The 14,639-nt window shown below is 41.3% G+C and carries 21 protein-coding genes; 11 read left to right on the top strand and 10 right to left on the bottom strand.

Going from position 1 to position 14,639, the window contains the following annotated elements:
* Nucleotides 1–121: 121 nt before the first annotated feature.
* On the top strand, nt 122–274 hold the full coding sequence (locus AC1DP6_RS00970; protein WP_477053199.1) for a hypothetical protein: 153 nt from the start codon (nt 122–124) through the stop codon (nt 272–274).
* 10 nt (nt 275–284) lie between these two features.
* Here the strand turns inward: AC1DP6_RS00970 and AC1DP6_RS00965 are convergent, their stop codons facing one another.
* Together AC1DP6_RS00965 and AC1DP6_RS00960 are read right to left on the bottom strand one after the other, a co-directional pair.
* Nucleotides 285–710: an ester cyclase gene (locus tag AC1DP6_RS00965; protein ID WP_477053198.1), complete on the bottom strand. Its 426-nt coding sequence runs from the start codon at nt 708–710 to the stop codon at nt 285–287.
* 72 nt (nt 711–782) lie between these two features.
* Nucleotides 783–1,361 carry a Crp/Fnr family transcriptional regulator gene (locus AC1DP6_RS00960; protein ID WP_477053197.1) on the bottom strand — a complete coding sequence of 193 codons (579 nt, stop codon included), beginning with the start codon at nt 1,359–1,361 and terminating at the stop codon, nt 783–785.
* Nucleotides 1,362–1,632: 271 nt separating this feature from the next.
* On the opposite strand from AC1DP6_RS00960, the gene AC1DP6_RS00955 reads away from it, so the two are divergent.
* Together AC1DP6_RS00955 and tssD are read left to right on the top strand one after the other, a co-directional pair.
* Nucleotides 1,633–2,325, top strand: a complete 693-nt coding sequence (locus tag AC1DP6_RS00955) for a helix-turn-helix transcriptional regulator (protein ID WP_477053196.1) — start codon at nt 1,633–1,635, stop codon at nt 2,323–2,325.
* 180 nt (nt 2,326–2,505) lie between these two features.
* Nucleotides 2,506–2,895, top strand: coding sequence for a type VI secretion system tube protein TssD (tssD, locus tag AC1DP6_RS00950; RefSeq protein ID WP_133806803.1), 390 nt, complete (start codon nt 2,506–2,508; stop codon nt 2,893–2,895).
* Between the two features lie 93 nt (nt 2,896–2,988).
* On the opposite strand, the gene AC1DP6_RS00945 is transcribed toward tssD, so the two are convergent.
* Nucleotides 2,989–3,699, bottom strand: a complete 711-nt coding sequence (locus AC1DP6_RS00945) for a hypothetical protein (RefSeq protein ID WP_477053195.1) — start codon at nt 3,697–3,699, stop codon at nt 2,989–2,991.
* A gap of 81 nt (nt 3,700–3,780) precedes the next feature.
* On the opposite strand from AC1DP6_RS00945, the gene AC1DP6_RS00940 reads away from it, so the two are divergent.
* The 6 genes from AC1DP6_RS00940 (at nt 3,781) to AC1DP6_RS00915 (ending at nt 7,683) form a co-directional block, all read left to right on the top strand.
* Nucleotides 3,781–4,335 (top strand): GNAT family N-acetyltransferase, encoded by a 555-nt coding sequence (locus tag AC1DP6_RS00940; protein WP_477053194.1) that lies wholly within the window; start codon nt 3,781–3,783, stop codon nt 4,333–4,335.
* A gap of 175 nt (nt 4,336–4,510) precedes the next feature.
* Complete coding sequence (locus tag AC1DP6_RS00935; RefSeq protein WP_477053193.1) at nt 4,511–4,966, top strand: GNAT family N-acetyltransferase; 456 nt, start codon at nt 4,511–4,513, stop codon at nt 4,964–4,966.
* Nucleotides 4,963–5,880 carry a helix-turn-helix domain-containing protein gene (locus AC1DP6_RS00930; RefSeq protein ID WP_477053192.1) on the top strand — a complete coding sequence of 306 codons (918 nt, stop codon included), beginning with the start codon at nt 4,963–4,965 and terminating at the stop codon, nt 5,878–5,880. The genes AC1DP6_RS00935 and AC1DP6_RS00930 overlap by 4 nt, the downstream gene beginning before the upstream one ends.
* A gap of 69 nt (nt 5,881–5,949) precedes the next feature.
* On the top strand, nt 5,950–6,390 hold the full coding sequence (locus AC1DP6_RS00925; protein WP_477053191.1) for a DUF6010 family protein: 441 nt from the start codon (nt 5,950–5,952) through the stop codon (nt 6,388–6,390).
* Between the two features lie 374 nt (nt 6,391–6,764).
* The gene (locus tag AC1DP6_RS00920) at nt 6,765–7,199 is read left to right on the top strand and encodes a DUF3817 domain-containing protein (protein WP_477053190.1); all 435 of its coding nucleotides are present in this window, start codon (nt 6,765–6,767) and stop codon (nt 7,197–7,199) included.
* A 55-nt stretch (nt 7,200–7,254) separates the two neighbouring features.
* Nucleotides 7,255–7,683 carry a 5-fold beta-flower protein gene (locus tag AC1DP6_RS00915; protein WP_477053189.1) on the top strand — a complete coding sequence of 143 codons (429 nt, stop codon included), beginning with the start codon at nt 7,255–7,257 and terminating at the stop codon, nt 7,681–7,683.
* A gap of 11 nt (nt 7,684–7,694) precedes the next feature.
* On the opposite strand, the gene AC1DP6_RS00910 is transcribed toward AC1DP6_RS00915, so the two are convergent.
* The 3 genes from AC1DP6_RS00910 to AC1DP6_RS00900 all read right to left on the bottom strand — a co-directional run bounded on the left by AC1DP6_RS00910 (nt 7,695) and on the right by AC1DP6_RS00900 (nt 9,066).
* Nucleotides 7,695–8,387: a hypothetical protein gene (locus AC1DP6_RS00910; RefSeq protein ID WP_477053188.1), complete on the bottom strand. Its 693-nt coding sequence runs from the start codon at nt 8,385–8,387 to the stop codon at nt 7,695–7,697.
* Between the two features lie 108 nt (nt 8,388–8,495).
* A complete protein-coding gene (locus AC1DP6_RS00905; RefSeq protein WP_477053187.1) occupies nt 8,496–8,870 on the bottom strand; it encodes a hypothetical protein in 375 nt (124 codons plus the stop codon).
* Between the two features lies 1 nt (nt 8,871).
* Nucleotides 8,872–9,066 (bottom strand): hypothetical protein, encoded by a 195-nt coding sequence (locus AC1DP6_RS00900; protein WP_441573189.1) that lies wholly within the window; start codon nt 9,064–9,066, stop codon nt 8,872–8,874.
* A gap of 65 nt (nt 9,067–9,131) precedes the next feature.
* Between AC1DP6_RS00900 and AC1DP6_RS00895 the strand changes: the two genes are divergently transcribed.
* On the top strand, nt 9,132–9,740 hold the full coding sequence (locus AC1DP6_RS00895; RefSeq protein ID WP_477053186.1) for a TetR/AcrR family transcriptional regulator: 609 nt from the start codon (nt 9,132–9,134) through the stop codon (nt 9,738–9,740).
* Between the two features lie 54 nt (nt 9,741–9,794).
* On the opposite strand, the gene AC1DP6_RS00890 is transcribed toward AC1DP6_RS00895, so the two are convergent.
* The 3 genes from AC1DP6_RS00890 to AC1DP6_RS00880 form a co-directional block, all read right to left on the bottom strand.
* Complete coding sequence (locus AC1DP6_RS00890; protein ID WP_477053185.1) at nt 9,795–9,932, bottom strand: hypothetical protein; 138 nt, start codon at nt 9,930–9,932, stop codon at nt 9,795–9,797.
* A gap of 169 nt (nt 9,933–10,101) precedes the next feature.
* Nucleotides 10,102–10,239 (bottom strand): hypothetical protein, encoded by a 138-nt coding sequence (locus AC1DP6_RS00885; RefSeq protein ID WP_477023407.1) that lies wholly within the window; start codon nt 10,237–10,239, stop codon nt 10,102–10,104.
* Nucleotides 10,240–10,510: 271 nt separating this feature from the next.
* On the bottom strand, nt 10,511–10,894 hold the full coding sequence (locus tag AC1DP6_RS00880; protein ID WP_477053184.1) for a hypothetical protein: 384 nt from the start codon (nt 10,892–10,894) through the stop codon (nt 10,511–10,513).
* A 516-nt stretch (nt 10,895–11,410) separates the two neighbouring features.
* Here AC1DP6_RS00880 and AC1DP6_RS00875 point away from each other — a divergent pair.
* Nucleotides 11,411–12,592 (top strand): nucleotidyltransferase family protein, encoded by a 1,182-nt coding sequence (locus AC1DP6_RS00875; protein ID WP_477053183.1) that lies wholly within the window; start codon nt 11,411–11,413, stop codon nt 12,590–12,592.
* On the opposite strand, the gene AC1DP6_RS00870 is transcribed toward AC1DP6_RS00875, so the two are convergent.
* Nucleotides 12,579–14,639: a prenyltransferase/squalene oxidase repeat-containing protein gene (locus AC1DP6_RS00870; protein ID WP_477053182.1), complete on the bottom strand. Its 2,061-nt coding sequence runs from the start codon at nt 14,637–14,639 to the stop codon at nt 12,579–12,581. The two genes, AC1DP6_RS00875 and AC1DP6_RS00870, sit on opposite strands and share 14 nt — an antisense overlap.

Raw genomic sequence — 14,639 nt, 5'->3', positions numbered from 1 at the left:
CGCCTGTGTTCCTATGTTTTATTTGCCGGCTTCATGCGGTGGCTCAGAACAGAAAAACCGGTGTCCGGATACCGACACAATTAGCTTAGTATATATAGATGCCTTAGGATTAATAGACGGAGTGCCGTTTGGAAAAATGCGTTCGTTTATACGGGAAGGTTATGAACGCAACGGTGTGATCAGTATTACCTTGTACGTAAACAGTCCGGGAGTACCTGGTGGTAACGCCTGGGATACCACCCATGGTACGGTTAGTGCTATATTACCAGGCTAATAGTTAACAGCTATCTGGCGCATGCATGCGTTGTTCCCATCAGTGCCTGTTCCAATACGGCGCCATCTATCAGCGCCCAATGTTCGATGATCCGGTTATCCTGCAGTCGAAAGCAACGGTAACCTTTAGTCGTTACCGTTAGTCCGGTGGGTGATATTCCCCGCCATATTCCGATGTGTTTCATGTGCATGGTTATTTTAATCATACTTTTCTGATCCTCAGCTACCTGTTCTTCTATAATTGTTTCCGGAACAAAGGAGCTGTGTGTGAGGGCCACCCATTGTTTTAGCCCGTCTGCATTGCCTGGCAGGTTGGCGGGAATGGAATGATCGGTAAATGCGGGGTGAAGGAATTCGTTCAGGCGGGAGGTGTCGCCCTGGTTCCAAATGATGTTGATATACTCCCCGATGAAATCTTTCTGTTGTTGTATAGTCATGACTGTTAGTTTTACCATACAAAGGTATACAGCCGGGGTTGGCGCAATTGTGTCAAACGTCACATTCTGTGCTTATTGAAGCCGGCGGCGGATGCGACTAAGTGTTTCCCGGGAGATGCCCAGGTAGGAACTGAGTTGTGTAAGAGTTACACGTTGTATCAGTTCGGGGTGATGGGTTAAAATGGATTGGTATCTTTCTTCCGGGTTATTTTTTTTGAGCCAGTCGTTATGTGTTTCCTGTGTAATCAACAGGTATTCCAGCCACTGGCGGCCAAAGAGAACGATCCCGGGCGATATACCGTAGAGACGGGACAGCTCATCTTTATGCCATCTCCATAAAGTAGTAGCCTCCATTGCCTGGATATTATATTCCGAGGAAACGTTGTTCCGCAGGCTGCTTAAATTGGTTAAAAAGGTATTTTCAAAGTAGAATGTGGTGTTGGTTTCTTTCTTTCCATTGTCGTAAAATGCTCTGCAGGCGCCGGTTTCAATGAACCAGATATAGTGGCAGCGATGACCTTCCTGTAGTAAATAGTCATCTCTTTTTACTATCTGTTGTTGTGCACCATCTAAAAATAACTCCATCGCCCCGGCGTCCATGGGCGCTATGTGGGAGAGACTTTCCAGCAAATGTTGCGGGGTAGATTTCATAACATGAAGGTGCATTTGTTTTTTAAAAATACTCACAATTAGGTATTTGATTCCCCTATACTTTAACATACCTTTGTGAAAATAATCTGATTTCAATTACCGCATTATAAAGTCATCCACCTGATTTAGTCAATCACCGTATTTTCTATCCCCAAAAAAGGGTCTCTTCTTCGTGAGGGACCCTTTCTTATTTTTACCTACATTTGTTCCAGGAGCACAGTAATCAACCAACGTCTAAGAGAAATTCCTATACAAGATTTATATCAGGTACATGATGGAGCACGCTGCAATTAGAAATGATGAATCCGGGCTGGATGATAAGTTGAACGCTTTAAAGTCCATAGACAAAGAACTTCCGGTAGTGGTAATAGTCATGAATGTATTGAAAAGCTACGTAGAGTATATGTCGCCACGGGGCTGCAGGGAATTAGGCGTTACGCTGGATGAGCTGCGGGAAATGGGGCCAAAGTATTACGATACCTTCTTTAATCCGCATGATGTGGCAGACTATGTGCCAAAGATCGTAGCTATGCTGGATGCACCGGCAGAAGCGAATATGACTGTTACTTTTTTTCAACAGGTAAGGATGGCGAGTTCACGGGCCTGGGCCTGGCATCTGGGCTCTACCAGGGTATTTATACGGGATGCCAACGGGATGCCTACCCATGTAATTACCTGCGCTACTCCCATTGATCCGCTACACCACGTGACCAGCAAAGTAAACCGCTTGCTGGAAGAAAATAATTTCCTGCGCCGCAATCAGCATATTTTTGCCTCCCTTACCAGGAGGGAGAAGGAAATCCTGCGCCTGCTGGCGCTGGGACTGAGTGCCGCAGAAATTGCAGCAAAAGCCAATATTTCCGAAAAAACGGCCGTTACCCACCGACGCAATATTAAAGCAAAAATCGGGGCCCAATCCAGTTACGACCTGACCAGTTTCGCGCAGGCATTTGACCTTATATAGATATTATATATTATATCATTGGTGCGCTGAAAGGTATTGCAGATAGGCATTTTGGCGGTATCGGAAAAAATAACCCGTCATTTTTCTGCATGTAAACAGAAAAGTGTATTTTCATTCTGTATACCATATTTTTGTGCCTGTCTGTTGCGCCTTGCAACGGGCTTGTTAACCAGATAAGTTATGTCTTTTAAAGCTGTTCTCAACATCGATGGGGAAGAAATGAATGTCCTCGAATGTAGGTTTTCATTTACCCAAAACACAGACCATAATGGAAAGCCTGCTGCCCGCCCAAAAGGAGGTTCCATTGATTTACTGATAGAGTCTGCCGGGGAAACCAGTTTGTTTGACTGGATGATCTCCAATACCCAAACAAAAAATGGCAGCATAACCTTCTTCCGGCGCGACTCCATGTCCAGGCTAAAGGAGCTGAAGTTTACGGATGCTTATTGCGTAGCGTATTCAGAACTGTTTAATTCTAACAATGAGCAACCCTTACAGATTCAGTTAACCCTGTCATCCCGGGAAGTGAAGTTGAATAACTCCACCTACCAGAACCCGTGGCCTGTATAGCGTTGGTTTAACTCCTGACCTTTTAAAAATAATAGCCTGAATGGACAGCCATTGCTGTGATCCATTCAGGCTATTATTTTTAAAAGAGATGAGTTACCTGGATATGGCCTGCCCTTTTTCATCGAGCATCTCTATCACTGTTTTATTATCTTTATCTACATACAGCTTTATTCTTGTTTTCCCTTTTTCATCACGAATAAATAAACCTACTTCTCCCCTTTTGGTTTTGCCTATAAACAGACGCTCTTTGGTTAGTAAGCCGGCATCCGCCATCCGTTGTACTTCCTTTTCATAAACAGTGTCATTTTTAAGTGCGGCGAGCGAATCAAACACTTTTGCTTTTGCCGACAACGGAAAATTATCTGACTGATCCCATATTTTTAAACCATAGGAGCGATCCTTTTTATCGCCGGTCACATTCTCAGCGTATTGTAGCTGCATGACCTGGTCATTTTTATATTGATCCACGGAATAAACCATGCCTGCAGATTGTTTGTCTGCCTCATATATGAGACCACCACATTCATCGCCCACACCGTTGAAGAATATTATACCTGCAGGGCGGTCACGTTTAGGAATGTCTTTGCCATCCATCATGCCGGGATGCTGCCGGGCTTTATTGGAGATCACCATTTTCAGCGTGCCGTCTTTCTCTACTACATTAATGCGTTCCACATCAATTTCCTGGAACTTCTGACGGGTAATATCCGCCCTGAAAGACATGAATAAAAATAAAGTGAAAATGACAGTAAGCGTAAGCGCATAGATCTTCAATATCCTGACTTCTTTTAATAACTTTTCCATTCGTATAGATTTTGATTTTGTGCGTACAAATATACTTATCTGCAGCTTTTTTTATATCCGGATAATCGCTAAATTTAGTGCATGTTAACATTTCAATTTAATCCATATTCCGAGCTGACGACTTCCCGTTTTCTACTAAGAGCACCTGTATTATCTGATGCTCCTGAATTTGTTATTATGCGCTCAGATCCACTGGTAAATCAATTCCTTGACCGGCAGCCTACCGTTACAATAGAAGCCGCAGAAAAGTTCCTGGGAATGATAATGGCCAACATCAGCACCCATAAAAGCATGTACTGGGTTATCACGGAAAAAGATCATAACAGGCCCATAGGTACCATCTGCTTCTGGAATATAGTTCCGGAACTTGACGAGGCAGAAATAGGCTACGAACTGCAGTCCGCATTTTTCCGAAAAGGTGTTATGCAGGAAGTACTTCCTGAAGTGATCCGTTTTGGATTTGAAGTAATGCAACTCAGAAAAATTACCGCATTACCTTTCGATGCAAATGAACGGTCTGTTAAGCTCCTGGAACGATTTCATTTTACGATAGATGAGGCACTCAGACAACGTCTCGAAAAAGAAGAAGATATGACGAGGATTTTATGTTATTCGCTGACAAATGATAAAGTGTAACGGCAGTGGTTATGCCGCAGACTGCCGCCGCTATCGTTCCTTCCACAACATCATATCATCCTCATTTAAAGGCTTTCCACTCCTGGTCTGCCACTGAAATTTCCGTATTTTTTTGATACGCTTTAAAAGCCAGGAAAAGACATAAAGCAGTACATTTGAGATCAGAATTTTTTTGATGAAATACGAGATAGAAGGCGTAGTTGCAATGGATTATCCGGAAGTAGTGACCGTATGGGAAGCATCTGTAAGAGCCACACATGATTTTTTAACGGAGGCGGATATTCAATTTTATAAGCCACTTATTTTGAATGAATACCTGAAGGCGGTGGAATTATTTTGTGTAAAAGATGAAGTGAAAAAGATGCTTGGTTTTATTGGGATCGCCGACCGGAAAGTGGAAATGTTATTTATAGATCCTGTTGCACGCGGGATGGGCATTGGAAAGGAGTTGCTGGCATATGTTATTCAGCAGAAAGCCGTAAATGCCGTAGATGTAAATGAACAAAACGCGCAGGCCGTTGGATTTTATCAGCATGTTGGATTTAAGATTACCGGACGCTCTTCAGTAGATGGCATGGGAAAACCATTCCCGATACTGTTTATGGCACTGGACAAAACATCTTACTCATGACGATCAGAAAGCCGATCGAAGTATACAATGCTGATGCCTTCACCAGTAAGTTCATGCAGCCCCGGCAGGAGCTGGATACCATACTGAAGGCTGATTTTTCGAAATTTTTTATTGTGAAGCTGGAAGAGATGTATCGGCTGGTTACGCGTGCCGTGCCGGCATCTAGATCGGTGAATCACAGCTGCCTCTATGTTACGGCGGGAGAAGCTGTGATGAAAATAGGGAGTGAAACCTATACAGTTCATAAAGATCAGTTGCTGTTTGTACCTGCCGGACAGGTTTTTTCGTTTAAGGAAAATGATGTGAACAAAGGATATTTATGTCATTTTCATCATGATATGCTCATCGGAAAATTTACAAAAAATGATCCGCTGAAAGATTTTGAATTTTTGAGGGTGTGGGGAAACCCCATGATCGGCCTGGACAAACAAACAGCGAAATTTGTATTGCATCTTTTTAAGCGCATACTGTTTGATTATACCCGGAATGGCATCAGTAACCTGGAAATCATACAACCTTACCTGATAACATTGTTGTGTGAAGTGAGACAACAATATACCTCCTTATCCGGCGGCCATCAAACCTCTGCCGTGAATATTACCAACCGGTTTAAAGAATTGATCTTCTCCAATATCAAAACGTTGCACCAGGTGACGGATTATGCCGCACTGTTGAATATTACGCCTAATCACTTAAACAAGATGGTGAAAACGGTTACACAGAAATCTCCTACCCGTTGGATAGATGAGGCGATTGTTCTGGAAGCCAAGGTGCTGCTTAGCCAGAGTGACTTGTCTGTTAGTGAGGTGGCAGGAGAAGTAGGGTTTGATAATCCCTCGTACTTTACACGGTTGTTCAGAAAGTATGAAGACATCACACCTTCTGATTTTCGTAAAATGATTGAAAAGTCCTGAAACTCCCTTCCTTCGTCCTAACAGTTGGTAGTGCCAGCCCTGAACTTTGCGGTATAAAAATCACAAAGAATGGAACCACATGCAGTGCCGCCGTTTACGATCATAAACGCTGCAGGAGCGGTTGGTGTAGCCGTTATATACATCATGCTATTTTCTCTTCTCAAAGAACCTGTGCGACAAAAATTCAATGCTATTATGATTGCCGGTGCAGGAGCCGCCTACCTGAGTGGAGGCCTTGGTTTATGGGAATTTCCTTTTTGTACATTGATGGCTATTGTTGCCTACCAGGGATTAACCAGGTATTATTTTATCGGGATAGGCTGGTTGTTGCATACCTGTTGGGATATGGTACATCACTTATATGCCAACCCGATTATTCCTTTCAGTCCATCTTCTTCGGCCGGATGCGCTGTATGTGACAGTATACTGGCGATCTGGTTTTTCTGCGGTGCTCCTAATGTGTTTCAGCTATTTCGCGGGAAGCAGCCTTTAGTGTCAAATTTTAGTTGAATGTATATTTACTTGTTGCTCTTTCATTCCATTTTTCGATGGGGTGTATTATTGAGCCTCTTATACGCGATTTACAGCGGTATAAGGGGGTGGGCTGGCAATGTTGCTTTTACCAGGCGGGATGATACCATCAGGCATATTACGGCTACAATTGCCCATATACAGCTGACCATAGGGTATGTTCTGTATTTTAATAGTCCCTTGGTCAGTTATTTCAGGAGTCATTTTCATGAAGCGGTCAGGCAGTTCGATTTTTTATTTTTTGGGTTAGTACACGTTATACTGATGACGTTATCAGTAGTGTTGATCACTATTGGTTCCTCTGTTTCGAAACGGATGGATACAGATCATAAAAAATTCAAAACCATGACACTATGGTTTTCGCTGGCTGTAGTTATCATTTTTATTGCTATACCGTGGCCGTTTTCGCCGTTGGCAAACCGGCCATACCTAAGATCATTTTAACGATGCTGAAATTATTTAAAACGAAGCCCGGAAGACTGCGGGTGATCGCTTTCCTGGAAGGCGTTTCTTTACTGTTGCTGGTGGGCGTAGGCATGCCACTGAAATATGCTTATCATGATCCGTCCTTTGTAAAAGCCATGGGCCCCATACACGGGTTGCTTTTTTTGTTTTTTGTGCTAAATACCATGAGTGTGGGAATTGCATATAAATGGAAGTTCAGCACCACTACCTGGAAGGTACTGTTAGCCTGCATTATTCCTTTTGGGACCTTCTATGTTGATAAGAAGATTTTATCAAAAATAAAGACCGGGGAGGAAGAAAATGCCGCGCCTGGGCAGCTGTAACCCGCCGGGATAAAATGTATGATGAAATATCGTTATTTTCAGGTATCATTATTAAATGAGGAAAATACTACTACTAACGATTTCATTATTTGTTGTTGGCTTTTTGCAGGCGCAGAAAATCCAATCGGATAATTATGGCACCATTGGGAGTATCAGTAGCAGCGGTAAAATAGAAAACCATAGCTATAGTTCAGTTGGTTACATTAAAAGTGATGGCACCATTCAGAATGGAAGTTACTCCACCATTGGCTATATAACCAGCAGTGGAGCTATTCAAAATAGCAGCTATTCTACTGTAGGATATATTAAAGCAGATGGTACTGTGCAAAATGCCAGCTATTCCACTATTGGTTATATTAAAAAAGATGGTACTGTTCAAAATAAGAGTTATAGCACCATTGGTTATGCTTCCGGTATAAAGAAAGAATGGGCCGCGGTGGTATTTTTCTTTTTCCATTTTGAAAACATGGAGGTAAAGAAGTAATTGCTTTACCGTCAGAATCCCCGACGCAGGAGTGATGGAATAATTTGTGGTGGCTCAACTCCCATGAATGCCAGTGCGACCCAGATAATGAAAAAGGAAATACCTGTAATGAGGATGTTTCTGCCATGTTTGCGTGTTTGCTCTGTATAGGCAAAAACGCGGTTACCATCCGGCAATGTTTTCTTTGTCGCAAAAAAGAATGCGCCAATAAATATGCCCAGTAGCCCGGCTAATAATGCCGATAGGTAGCCAATTACAATCCAGATGGCGGCGCCGTCTTCGGGTTTTGCCAATTCATGCTTGCGCGCGTTGTTGAAGTTATCCAGTTGCGCAGTGGTAAAGGTAACGCCCTTTTCTTCCAGTAGTTGTAAGGCGAGTACATAATCATATTCTCCCCAGTCGTCTTTTTTTATAACTACCTCCATCAACTCTTCTTTGGAAAATGACAACAGGTAATAGTCCGGGTCCACTTCTCCTGTTACTACTTTAATATTATCCCTGATCACTCTATCCGCCGAGGTAAAATATTCGGCTGGAATTTTTATGAGAAAGAGTGGATCAAAATTCTGACCTACGAGACTCTTATCCAATAAAATAACTTCTTCGTCATACTCAGCAGGGATATGATGTTGCTGCAGCAGTGCCAGTACATCTGCAGCTTCTGCTGCAGTGGAAAATCTTCGGAAGGTGAGCATTTGACTCATAGTGCTATAGGGATAGGTGATATAAAGGATGGTGAAGATACAAATTTCGGGTATTCACTATCCGGAAATCAAAATAACAGATCTATATGTTTGATGGAACCTGCGCTTTCAGACGCCTTGAACGCTTTTAGTCAGGCGCTTTCCATGGAAACGATAATAGAATAAGCTTCCGGCAAAATAAGCGACCACGTCCCACCAATCGCTGGTATAACGGGAAGAAAATTGAGGCATTATCCATTCAAATATAACGGATGTATACGCTGCAATGAAAAGCAGGTAGTATAACGGGTAGGCATACCCGTTGTTTCGGACAATAAACCTGCGCGTAAAAGTGAGGGTGATATGCGCCATGGCAGGTACTGCAATGAAATCAGTCAGATAGCCATTCAGCAGTGGGACAGGCTGTTGCAGGTATCGGAACATATGAATCACTATCCACACCAGGCAGTAAGTAATAAATAAAGGATCGAATAATTTTTTCATGCTATAATACAAACATGATGGCTCCGCCAAGTGTTAATGAAATAAGCAGGATCATTACCGCAAACAAATAAAACCCGCCTTCCTTGAGTATTTTTACGGGTACCCCATCAGTCGGTTTTATGGGCAGTATGCTATTTCTTAGCCGCTGAAATAGAGAAATATCCTCTGATGTCTGATCAGTTGTTTCGTTTTCCATTTCCTGTATTTAGAACAAATGTACTAATTATTTTAAAAATTAGATCATTTGTTCTAAATTTGTATATGGACACGAAAGAACGCATCCTTAAAGCCGCCATGGAACTGTATAACGACCAGGGGGTACATACAATTACCAGCAGGCATATCGCAGCAGAAATGGGTATCAGCGGGGGGAATTTGCATTATCATTTTAAGCATACCGATGAAATCATCAAAACCCTGTATGACCGGTTGTCGTTTGATTTCGACGCCATCGTATTAGCCATTGCGTCGTTGCCGGGTATTGATCTGGAAACTGTAATGAGCTTCGTAGAGCGGTCGTTTGAGCTGATGTATAAGTATCGCTTTATATTTTTACATTTTGTAGAGATTAGTATGCGTATTCCTGCTATTAAGAAAGATTATTATCAGCTCACGCAGCGAAGGGAAAAGGAGTTTTTGGCGATATTTGAAAAATTTAAAGCAGATGGAATTTTCAGGAAAGATATACCAGCGGAAGTTTTTCAGGCGCTCATTACGCAGATTTTTATTGTGGGAGATTTCTGGTTGTCAAATAATGAATTAACATTAAAACTGAGAGGGCGCAAGGCAATAACACATTACAGCCATATTTTTTCCAGTATGTTTTATCCTTACTTAACGATGTCGGCGCTGAGCGGATTACATAAATAGAAAAGGGGCAGCACGCTGGCCCCTCTCTTAAAAAAATTACGTGAGATACAAACATTAAATGATCACTGTGGTCTCACACCAGAAAGTACGCGGTGGAAAAGTGGCTTTCTCCATTTTTTTATCACCAGGTTCAGATAGTCTGGAGATTTTCATTTTGCTGATGTCTAATTTTTTTTTGAGCTTCTTTTTCATAAAACAGGTTTTTCTGAAGAAATGTAGTTGCTTACTCTTTTCTGAAGGTTTTCAGCGGACCCTTATGATAGCGGTGTCGCCACAGGGAAACTGTAACAAGAGATTGGGAAATAGTAAAAAAGGATAGCCTGATGGCCATCCTTTTAAAAAATTGCGTGAGACACAAATGTTAAACGAGCCCTGTAGTAGTACACCAGAAAGTATGCGGTGGAATAGTGGCTTTCTCTGCTTTTTTTCCGCCGGGTTCAGATAGTTTGGAGATTTTCATTTTGCTGATGTCTAATTTTTTTTTGATCTTCTTTTTCATAAAACGGTTTTTTCTCAAGAAATGTAGTTGCTTACTCTTTTCTGAAGGTTTTCAGCGGCCCCTTATGATAGCGGTGAGTGTGCTGTATGTACATGGCGGGTAATACAGCAATTAGTAATAGAAAGGATCGGGTTTAGATATACAAAGGTTTAGATGATCTGTTTTCTAATTTACAGATTTTTGTTGATGTAGCGCTAATATTGTTGTGTGTTATGACATTTAAAACAGCTGGGAATCAGCGGCTGCTGCTATATTTTTGCAGGGGACTGATTTAGTTAACAGCGGCATTTATGGAGCTATAATAGTAGCTGGGTGTGCCGGAGGCAAACTTTACCGGGCCTTCAACGAGTAAAGATTCATCAGGCGTTTTTATCCGGATTTTCCACTTATTACTACTGGGGTGCCGTGCCTCAAAAGAAACGCTTATTCCCTTTTTTATCGTATCTGTTCTTTGAAAGATACCAATGCCGGAAATGTTCCAGCTTTTAGTGGGGCCTGCAGGGCCGCTGCCATATTTGATTTCAGTGAAAGGAATGGCTGTATCGGATTCCAGCTCATAAATGACGATGATTTTGTCGGGGAGATTTTCCTGGTCGTTCTTCATACAGGCGGTAATACTGGTACTAAATATCAAGGCGAGGAAAACTTTTCTCATGAGATGATATGGTTTTAGGTTACTCATTGGTATGTACGTAACCGGATGAAAATCCGATTTAGCAGGAGGGCCATTTTCCGGGAAACCATTTTTATGGAGGGGCGCCATTTCTCAGGGACTAGTGGGAAGTATTCATAAATTAGCTAATTAATTCGTATGTTAGCACATATTGTTGAATCCAAACAACAGTAAGATCAAGTCTAATAAATATAACGTCACCTTTTGACGTAGAGAATGTATTGCAAGTAACATGAACCCCATGTTGATGAAGTAACTATTAATTACAGGGAAATAAGTGTCAGTTCAAAACGCATTAAGAATAATACAGCAAATCAGAGAGAAGGAAAACGAAACCTCCACCGTTCTCGTAACGTTTGAAGATCTCGTAAACCTGTCTGTACAGGAAAATCTTCCTTTTTCTATAGCGGAACTAAAAAAGGCTTTTCAAATTGATTGGGATATGCGTTGGCTTAAATATTCCTGATTGGGAGAAATTTATTTTATTAGCAATTGTGTATGCTGAATATCGAGACATTAAAACGGACCTATACTGAGGAGCAAGTATTGGTTATCTTATTAACCCGTTTGCATTTTGGTACGCAAGCAGTTGAAGATGTGCGTGATTTCCTGGATAAAGAGGTTGTTGATTGGCATTTGTTTTATAAAATTATTTCGGATAATGACATCAGGGGGTTTATTTACGATGTCGTTACAGTGTATCAATTACCAATCGATCAGCAGATCCATAATGCCCTAAAAAAAGACGCAATGGCGATTACTTTGTTTGGATCTTACCAAGCGGATTTAATAGAGCATTTAGAGAATGAGTTTGGAAAATTGGGAATAATGGCCATTTCATATAAAGGAAATACGTTAGCTGCACGATATTACAAAGCACCTCTTTTAAGAGAAAGTTCGGATATAGATTTTTTGGTGAATAAAGATCAGGCACTTCAAGTGAGGAAGTATCTCCTTGAAAACGGTTATGAGTCAAGACACAATGTATCAACACATCAGCTGGGATTCGCTTTGCGCTTTCATAGAGAATTCGCCTTTAGATCCCCCAAAAATAAAATGGGTATTACTTGTTCAGTAGACCTGCAGTGGAAGCTTCTTGAAGGTTATTTGGGACCATTTCATCAGTATGATTTTCTTTCACAACATTTACAATCATATACAGCCTTCGATGGTGCTACGCGTGTAGGTTTGGCTCCGACCTATGATTTTTTATGTGTAGCATCTCATCATCTCATACGGGAACCATTGATGAGATTTAAGTATTTAATTGATTTAGGTTGTATCGTTCAAACTTCGTCGGGCCAGCTGGATTGGGAAGAAATAAGTCTACATTTTAAGCGGTACAAGTTCTCTGAGTTTCTTTGGTCAGGAATGAAGGCATTGGAAGATATAATCGGACTGCGCCTTCCGCTATCAAACATCCCTGTTGTGGCCTATCATTTGTTTACGGCTACAGAGCTCCGTAGCGGTCGTAAAATTCTTTTAAGAAAAATCAGGTTGTCAAATTTAAAGCGGTCATTCCCGGAAAGGCTAAAATTTGGTCTGAAAGCACGTTCGTCTTTATTGATACCTAATTTAAATGATTTGTCTATGACGAATGCACCCGCATGGACTATTCCATTCATTATACCCGTGAAATCTCTCAGATTCCTGTATTTGTATATAACTAAGAAGCGTTAAACTGGTCATACTTATTTAGTGCATCCAATATTGTTATAGTGGCAAAGTTCTTTTTTTCATCTTTAGCCACAAATATATTTGCTCCTGTTTCGTGATCAGTATTATCAGAACTCGGAATTCTCAGTTCAGCAGAAGGATTCCAGTGCCCAGCGGCTTGTTGGGAATTTAGGAGGAAATTTAATATGCTTTTTATTAGTTGATGATGCTTTTCTTTATGATGGGAGCATAGTATTATTTTCAATAAAAGTGCTATTTTAAAATCGTTTGGAACGAGACGATCCAGTTCTTTTTGAGCTGCATCACAAGCCCAGTTTACGGAGATATCAATCGTGTCTTTATATTTATCGGCATCTTTATTAAATAAGGCTTCAACGCTAAGTGCTGTAGCATATTCGGGGCCATCCCACCAGTAACTATACCAGTATCCCCTAGTATTTTGATGATCCAATAAGTAATCAATGGCATGTTGTATGCCAGCTAAGGCATACGCGGCGGTAACGCAGTAATGCGGTATTTTCCAACCATTAAAATGTGGATCATGAATTTTTCCGATCGGTTCATTGAGCGCATAAGTGATGATGCCGCCATCTTCAGCGACATATCTATTCATCATATCAAAACCAGGTTCCGGAAAATCATCGGCGAATGCTGCTTTATTTGCAAAAAGCCATGTCCAGATGGTGCTGTCTGCATCTGCTTGAGTCAAAGCATTATAACCCCATCCTTCATTTTTTCTATACCTGGTTTTCAACATTTTCCAGGCTCTGTCCAGTGCTTCATTGGTTTTGGGCCATTTTAAGCGGGCCAGATGACAGGCTACGTAGGCGGTTACCCACTCATCGCTGCTTCCAGGTTCCACATGGAAATCTTTCCACCATCCCGATTGTTGCTGGCTTGAAAGTAGATAGTCAACCCCCTTACTAATGGCCTGTTTGATATCAGGAATTGTTTTAAGCGCTTGTTGTTCTTCCTTTACAGTAATAAACTCCAATGGCTTTTTTACTTTCCATAAGTTTCCATAACCCAAATAGGCCTTTAGCTCTATATCTTTATCAGGACAATAAGATAATTTCAAATGAGAGATTTTCTTCTTTAGAAAGGTAAATTCGTTTTCGGGTTTGCTTAAGGATGCCACCCATAAATGTTCGGGCCAATCATTAATTTGTCCTGGAAATATCTCTTCATCCCAGGTTAATATTGCTTCTATTTTATCTTCTTTGTAATGATTGTGCCTACTGATCTTTTCTATAAAATAGCGCCAATATTTTTCTGTGGGTGGCTGTCTGTCCCAAAAACATTCAAAGCCTATTTTTGGGAAAACATTTTTTCCAATGTCAATGCATAAAGTTACCCTGTCTGCATAACTATATACAAACGATATCCAACGATCAAGTGTTGGCCCCGTCCAGGCATAACCTATTTTTTTTAAAAAGGGAGCTACGGCAGTAACAGGTAATTTTTTGATGTTTATACGTAGCACTTCAATATCTCTGGAAAATAGAATTCCCAGATACGCAATGAACGCTGGGGTAGGACAGGCATCGATGATCGTTTCGAAGAGACTAAGAAAAGATTGCCTTTCTCCCAGTGTTTCCTTTAGAATAGAAAAACAAAAATCCTTCTGGTTGATATCATTTAAACCTGATTGCAATTCAAAAAACAGCAATGGTGCTTTTATACCAGATGGAAGAACATCCAGCTCCAGAAAAACTTCAGTAATATTTTTATGATAGGATGATGATTTATCTGCCCAGCTTTTTAAAAAATGGGTAATCTTTTCGCGTTCCTGAGCCCCCGTAAACTTGTTTTCAAACCAGTCTGAAAGAGCCGGAAGGTCATCTTCGTCTCTACGTATGCAGAGTTGTAGGTCTACCTGCTCCTGGTTGTTAAAGCGGCATTCCAACCCAAATCTGATAAGAGGCGGAAAAAAGTCTGCTGCCTTTTTCAGCAATACCAGCTGTGCTGGTGACACCAGGCTTTGGGGGAGCGAGTCGCAAAAATTACCTATCGCTTTCAAAAGCGAGTATTCCTCAGATACTTGTTTCAT

The organism is Chitinophaga sp. 01L420 (genome assembly GCF_056399985.1).
Note: the sequence above shows the minus strand (reverse complement) of the source record. Positions and strands in the feature narration are given on the sequence as shown.

Coding starts and splice junctions, on each gene's coding strand:
- AC1DP6_RS00965 (WP_477053198.1), bottom strand. CDS start 710: ATGACTATACAACAACAGAAAGATTTCATCGGGGAGTATATCAACATC.
- AC1DP6_RS00960 (WP_477053197.1), bottom strand. CDS start 1,361: ATGAAATCTACCCCGCAACATTTGCTGGAAAGTCTCTCCCACATAGCG.
- AC1DP6_RS00955 (WP_477053196.1), top strand. CDS start 1,633: ATGATGGAGCACGCTGCAATTAGAAATGATGAATCCGGGCTGGATGAT.
- tssD (WP_133806803.1), top strand. CDS start 2,506: ATGTCTTTTAAAGCTGTTCTCAACATCGATGGGGAAGAAATGAATGTC.
- AC1DP6_RS00945 (WP_477053195.1), bottom strand. CDS start 3,699: ATGGAAAAGTTATTAAAAGAAGTCAGGATATTGAAGATCTATGCGCTT.
- AC1DP6_RS00940 (WP_477053194.1), top strand. CDS start 3,781: ATGTTAACATTTCAATTTAATCCATATTCCGAGCTGACGACTTCCCGT.
- AC1DP6_RS00935 (WP_477053193.1), top strand. CDS start 4,511: ATGAAATACGAGATAGAAGGCGTAGTTGCAATGGATTATCCGGAAGTA.
- AC1DP6_RS00930 (WP_477053192.1), top strand. CDS start 4,963: ATGACGATCAGAAAGCCGATCGAAGTATACAATGCTGATGCCTTCACC.
- AC1DP6_RS00925 (WP_477053191.1), top strand. CDS start 5,950: ATGGAACCACATGCAGTGCCGCCGTTTACGATCATAAACGCTGCAGGA.
- AC1DP6_RS00920 (WP_477053190.1), top strand. CDS start 6,765: ATGGTTTTCGCTGGCTGTAGTTATCATTTTTATTGCTATACCGTGGCC.
- AC1DP6_RS00915 (WP_477053189.1), top strand. CDS start 7,255: ATGAGGAAAATACTACTACTAACGATTTCATTATTTGTTGTTGGCTTT.
- AC1DP6_RS00910 (WP_477053188.1), bottom strand. CDS start 8,387: ATGAGTCAAATGCTCACCTTCCGAAGATTTTCCACTGCAGCAGAAGCT.
- AC1DP6_RS00905 (WP_477053187.1), bottom strand. CDS start 8,870: ATGAAAAAATTATTCGATCCTTTATTTATTACTTACTGCCTGGTGTGG.
- AC1DP6_RS00900 (WP_441573189.1), bottom strand. CDS start 9,066: ATGGAAAACGAAACAACTGATCAGACATCAGAGGATATTTCTCTATTT.
- AC1DP6_RS00895 (WP_477053186.1), top strand. CDS start 9,132: ATGGACACGAAAGAACGCATCCTTAAAGCCGCCATGGAACTGTATAAC.
- AC1DP6_RS00890 (WP_477053185.1), bottom strand. CDS start 9,932: ATGAAAAAGAAGCTCAAAAAAAAATTAGACATCAGCAAAATGAAAATC.
- AC1DP6_RS00885 (WP_477023407.1), bottom strand. CDS start 10,239: ATGAAAAAGAAGATCAAAAAAAAATTAGACATCAGCAAAATGAAAATC.
- AC1DP6_RS00880 (WP_477053184.1), bottom strand. CDS start 10,894: ATGAGAAAAGTTTTCCTCGCCTTGATATTTAGTACCAGTATTACCGCC.
- AC1DP6_RS00875 (WP_477053183.1), top strand. CDS start 11,411: ATGCTGAATATCGAGACATTAAAACGGACCTATACTGAGGAGCAAGTA.
- AC1DP6_RS00870 (WP_477053182.1), bottom strand. CDS start 14,639: ATGAAACAAGTATCTGAGGAATACTCGCTTTTGAAAGCGATAGGTAAT.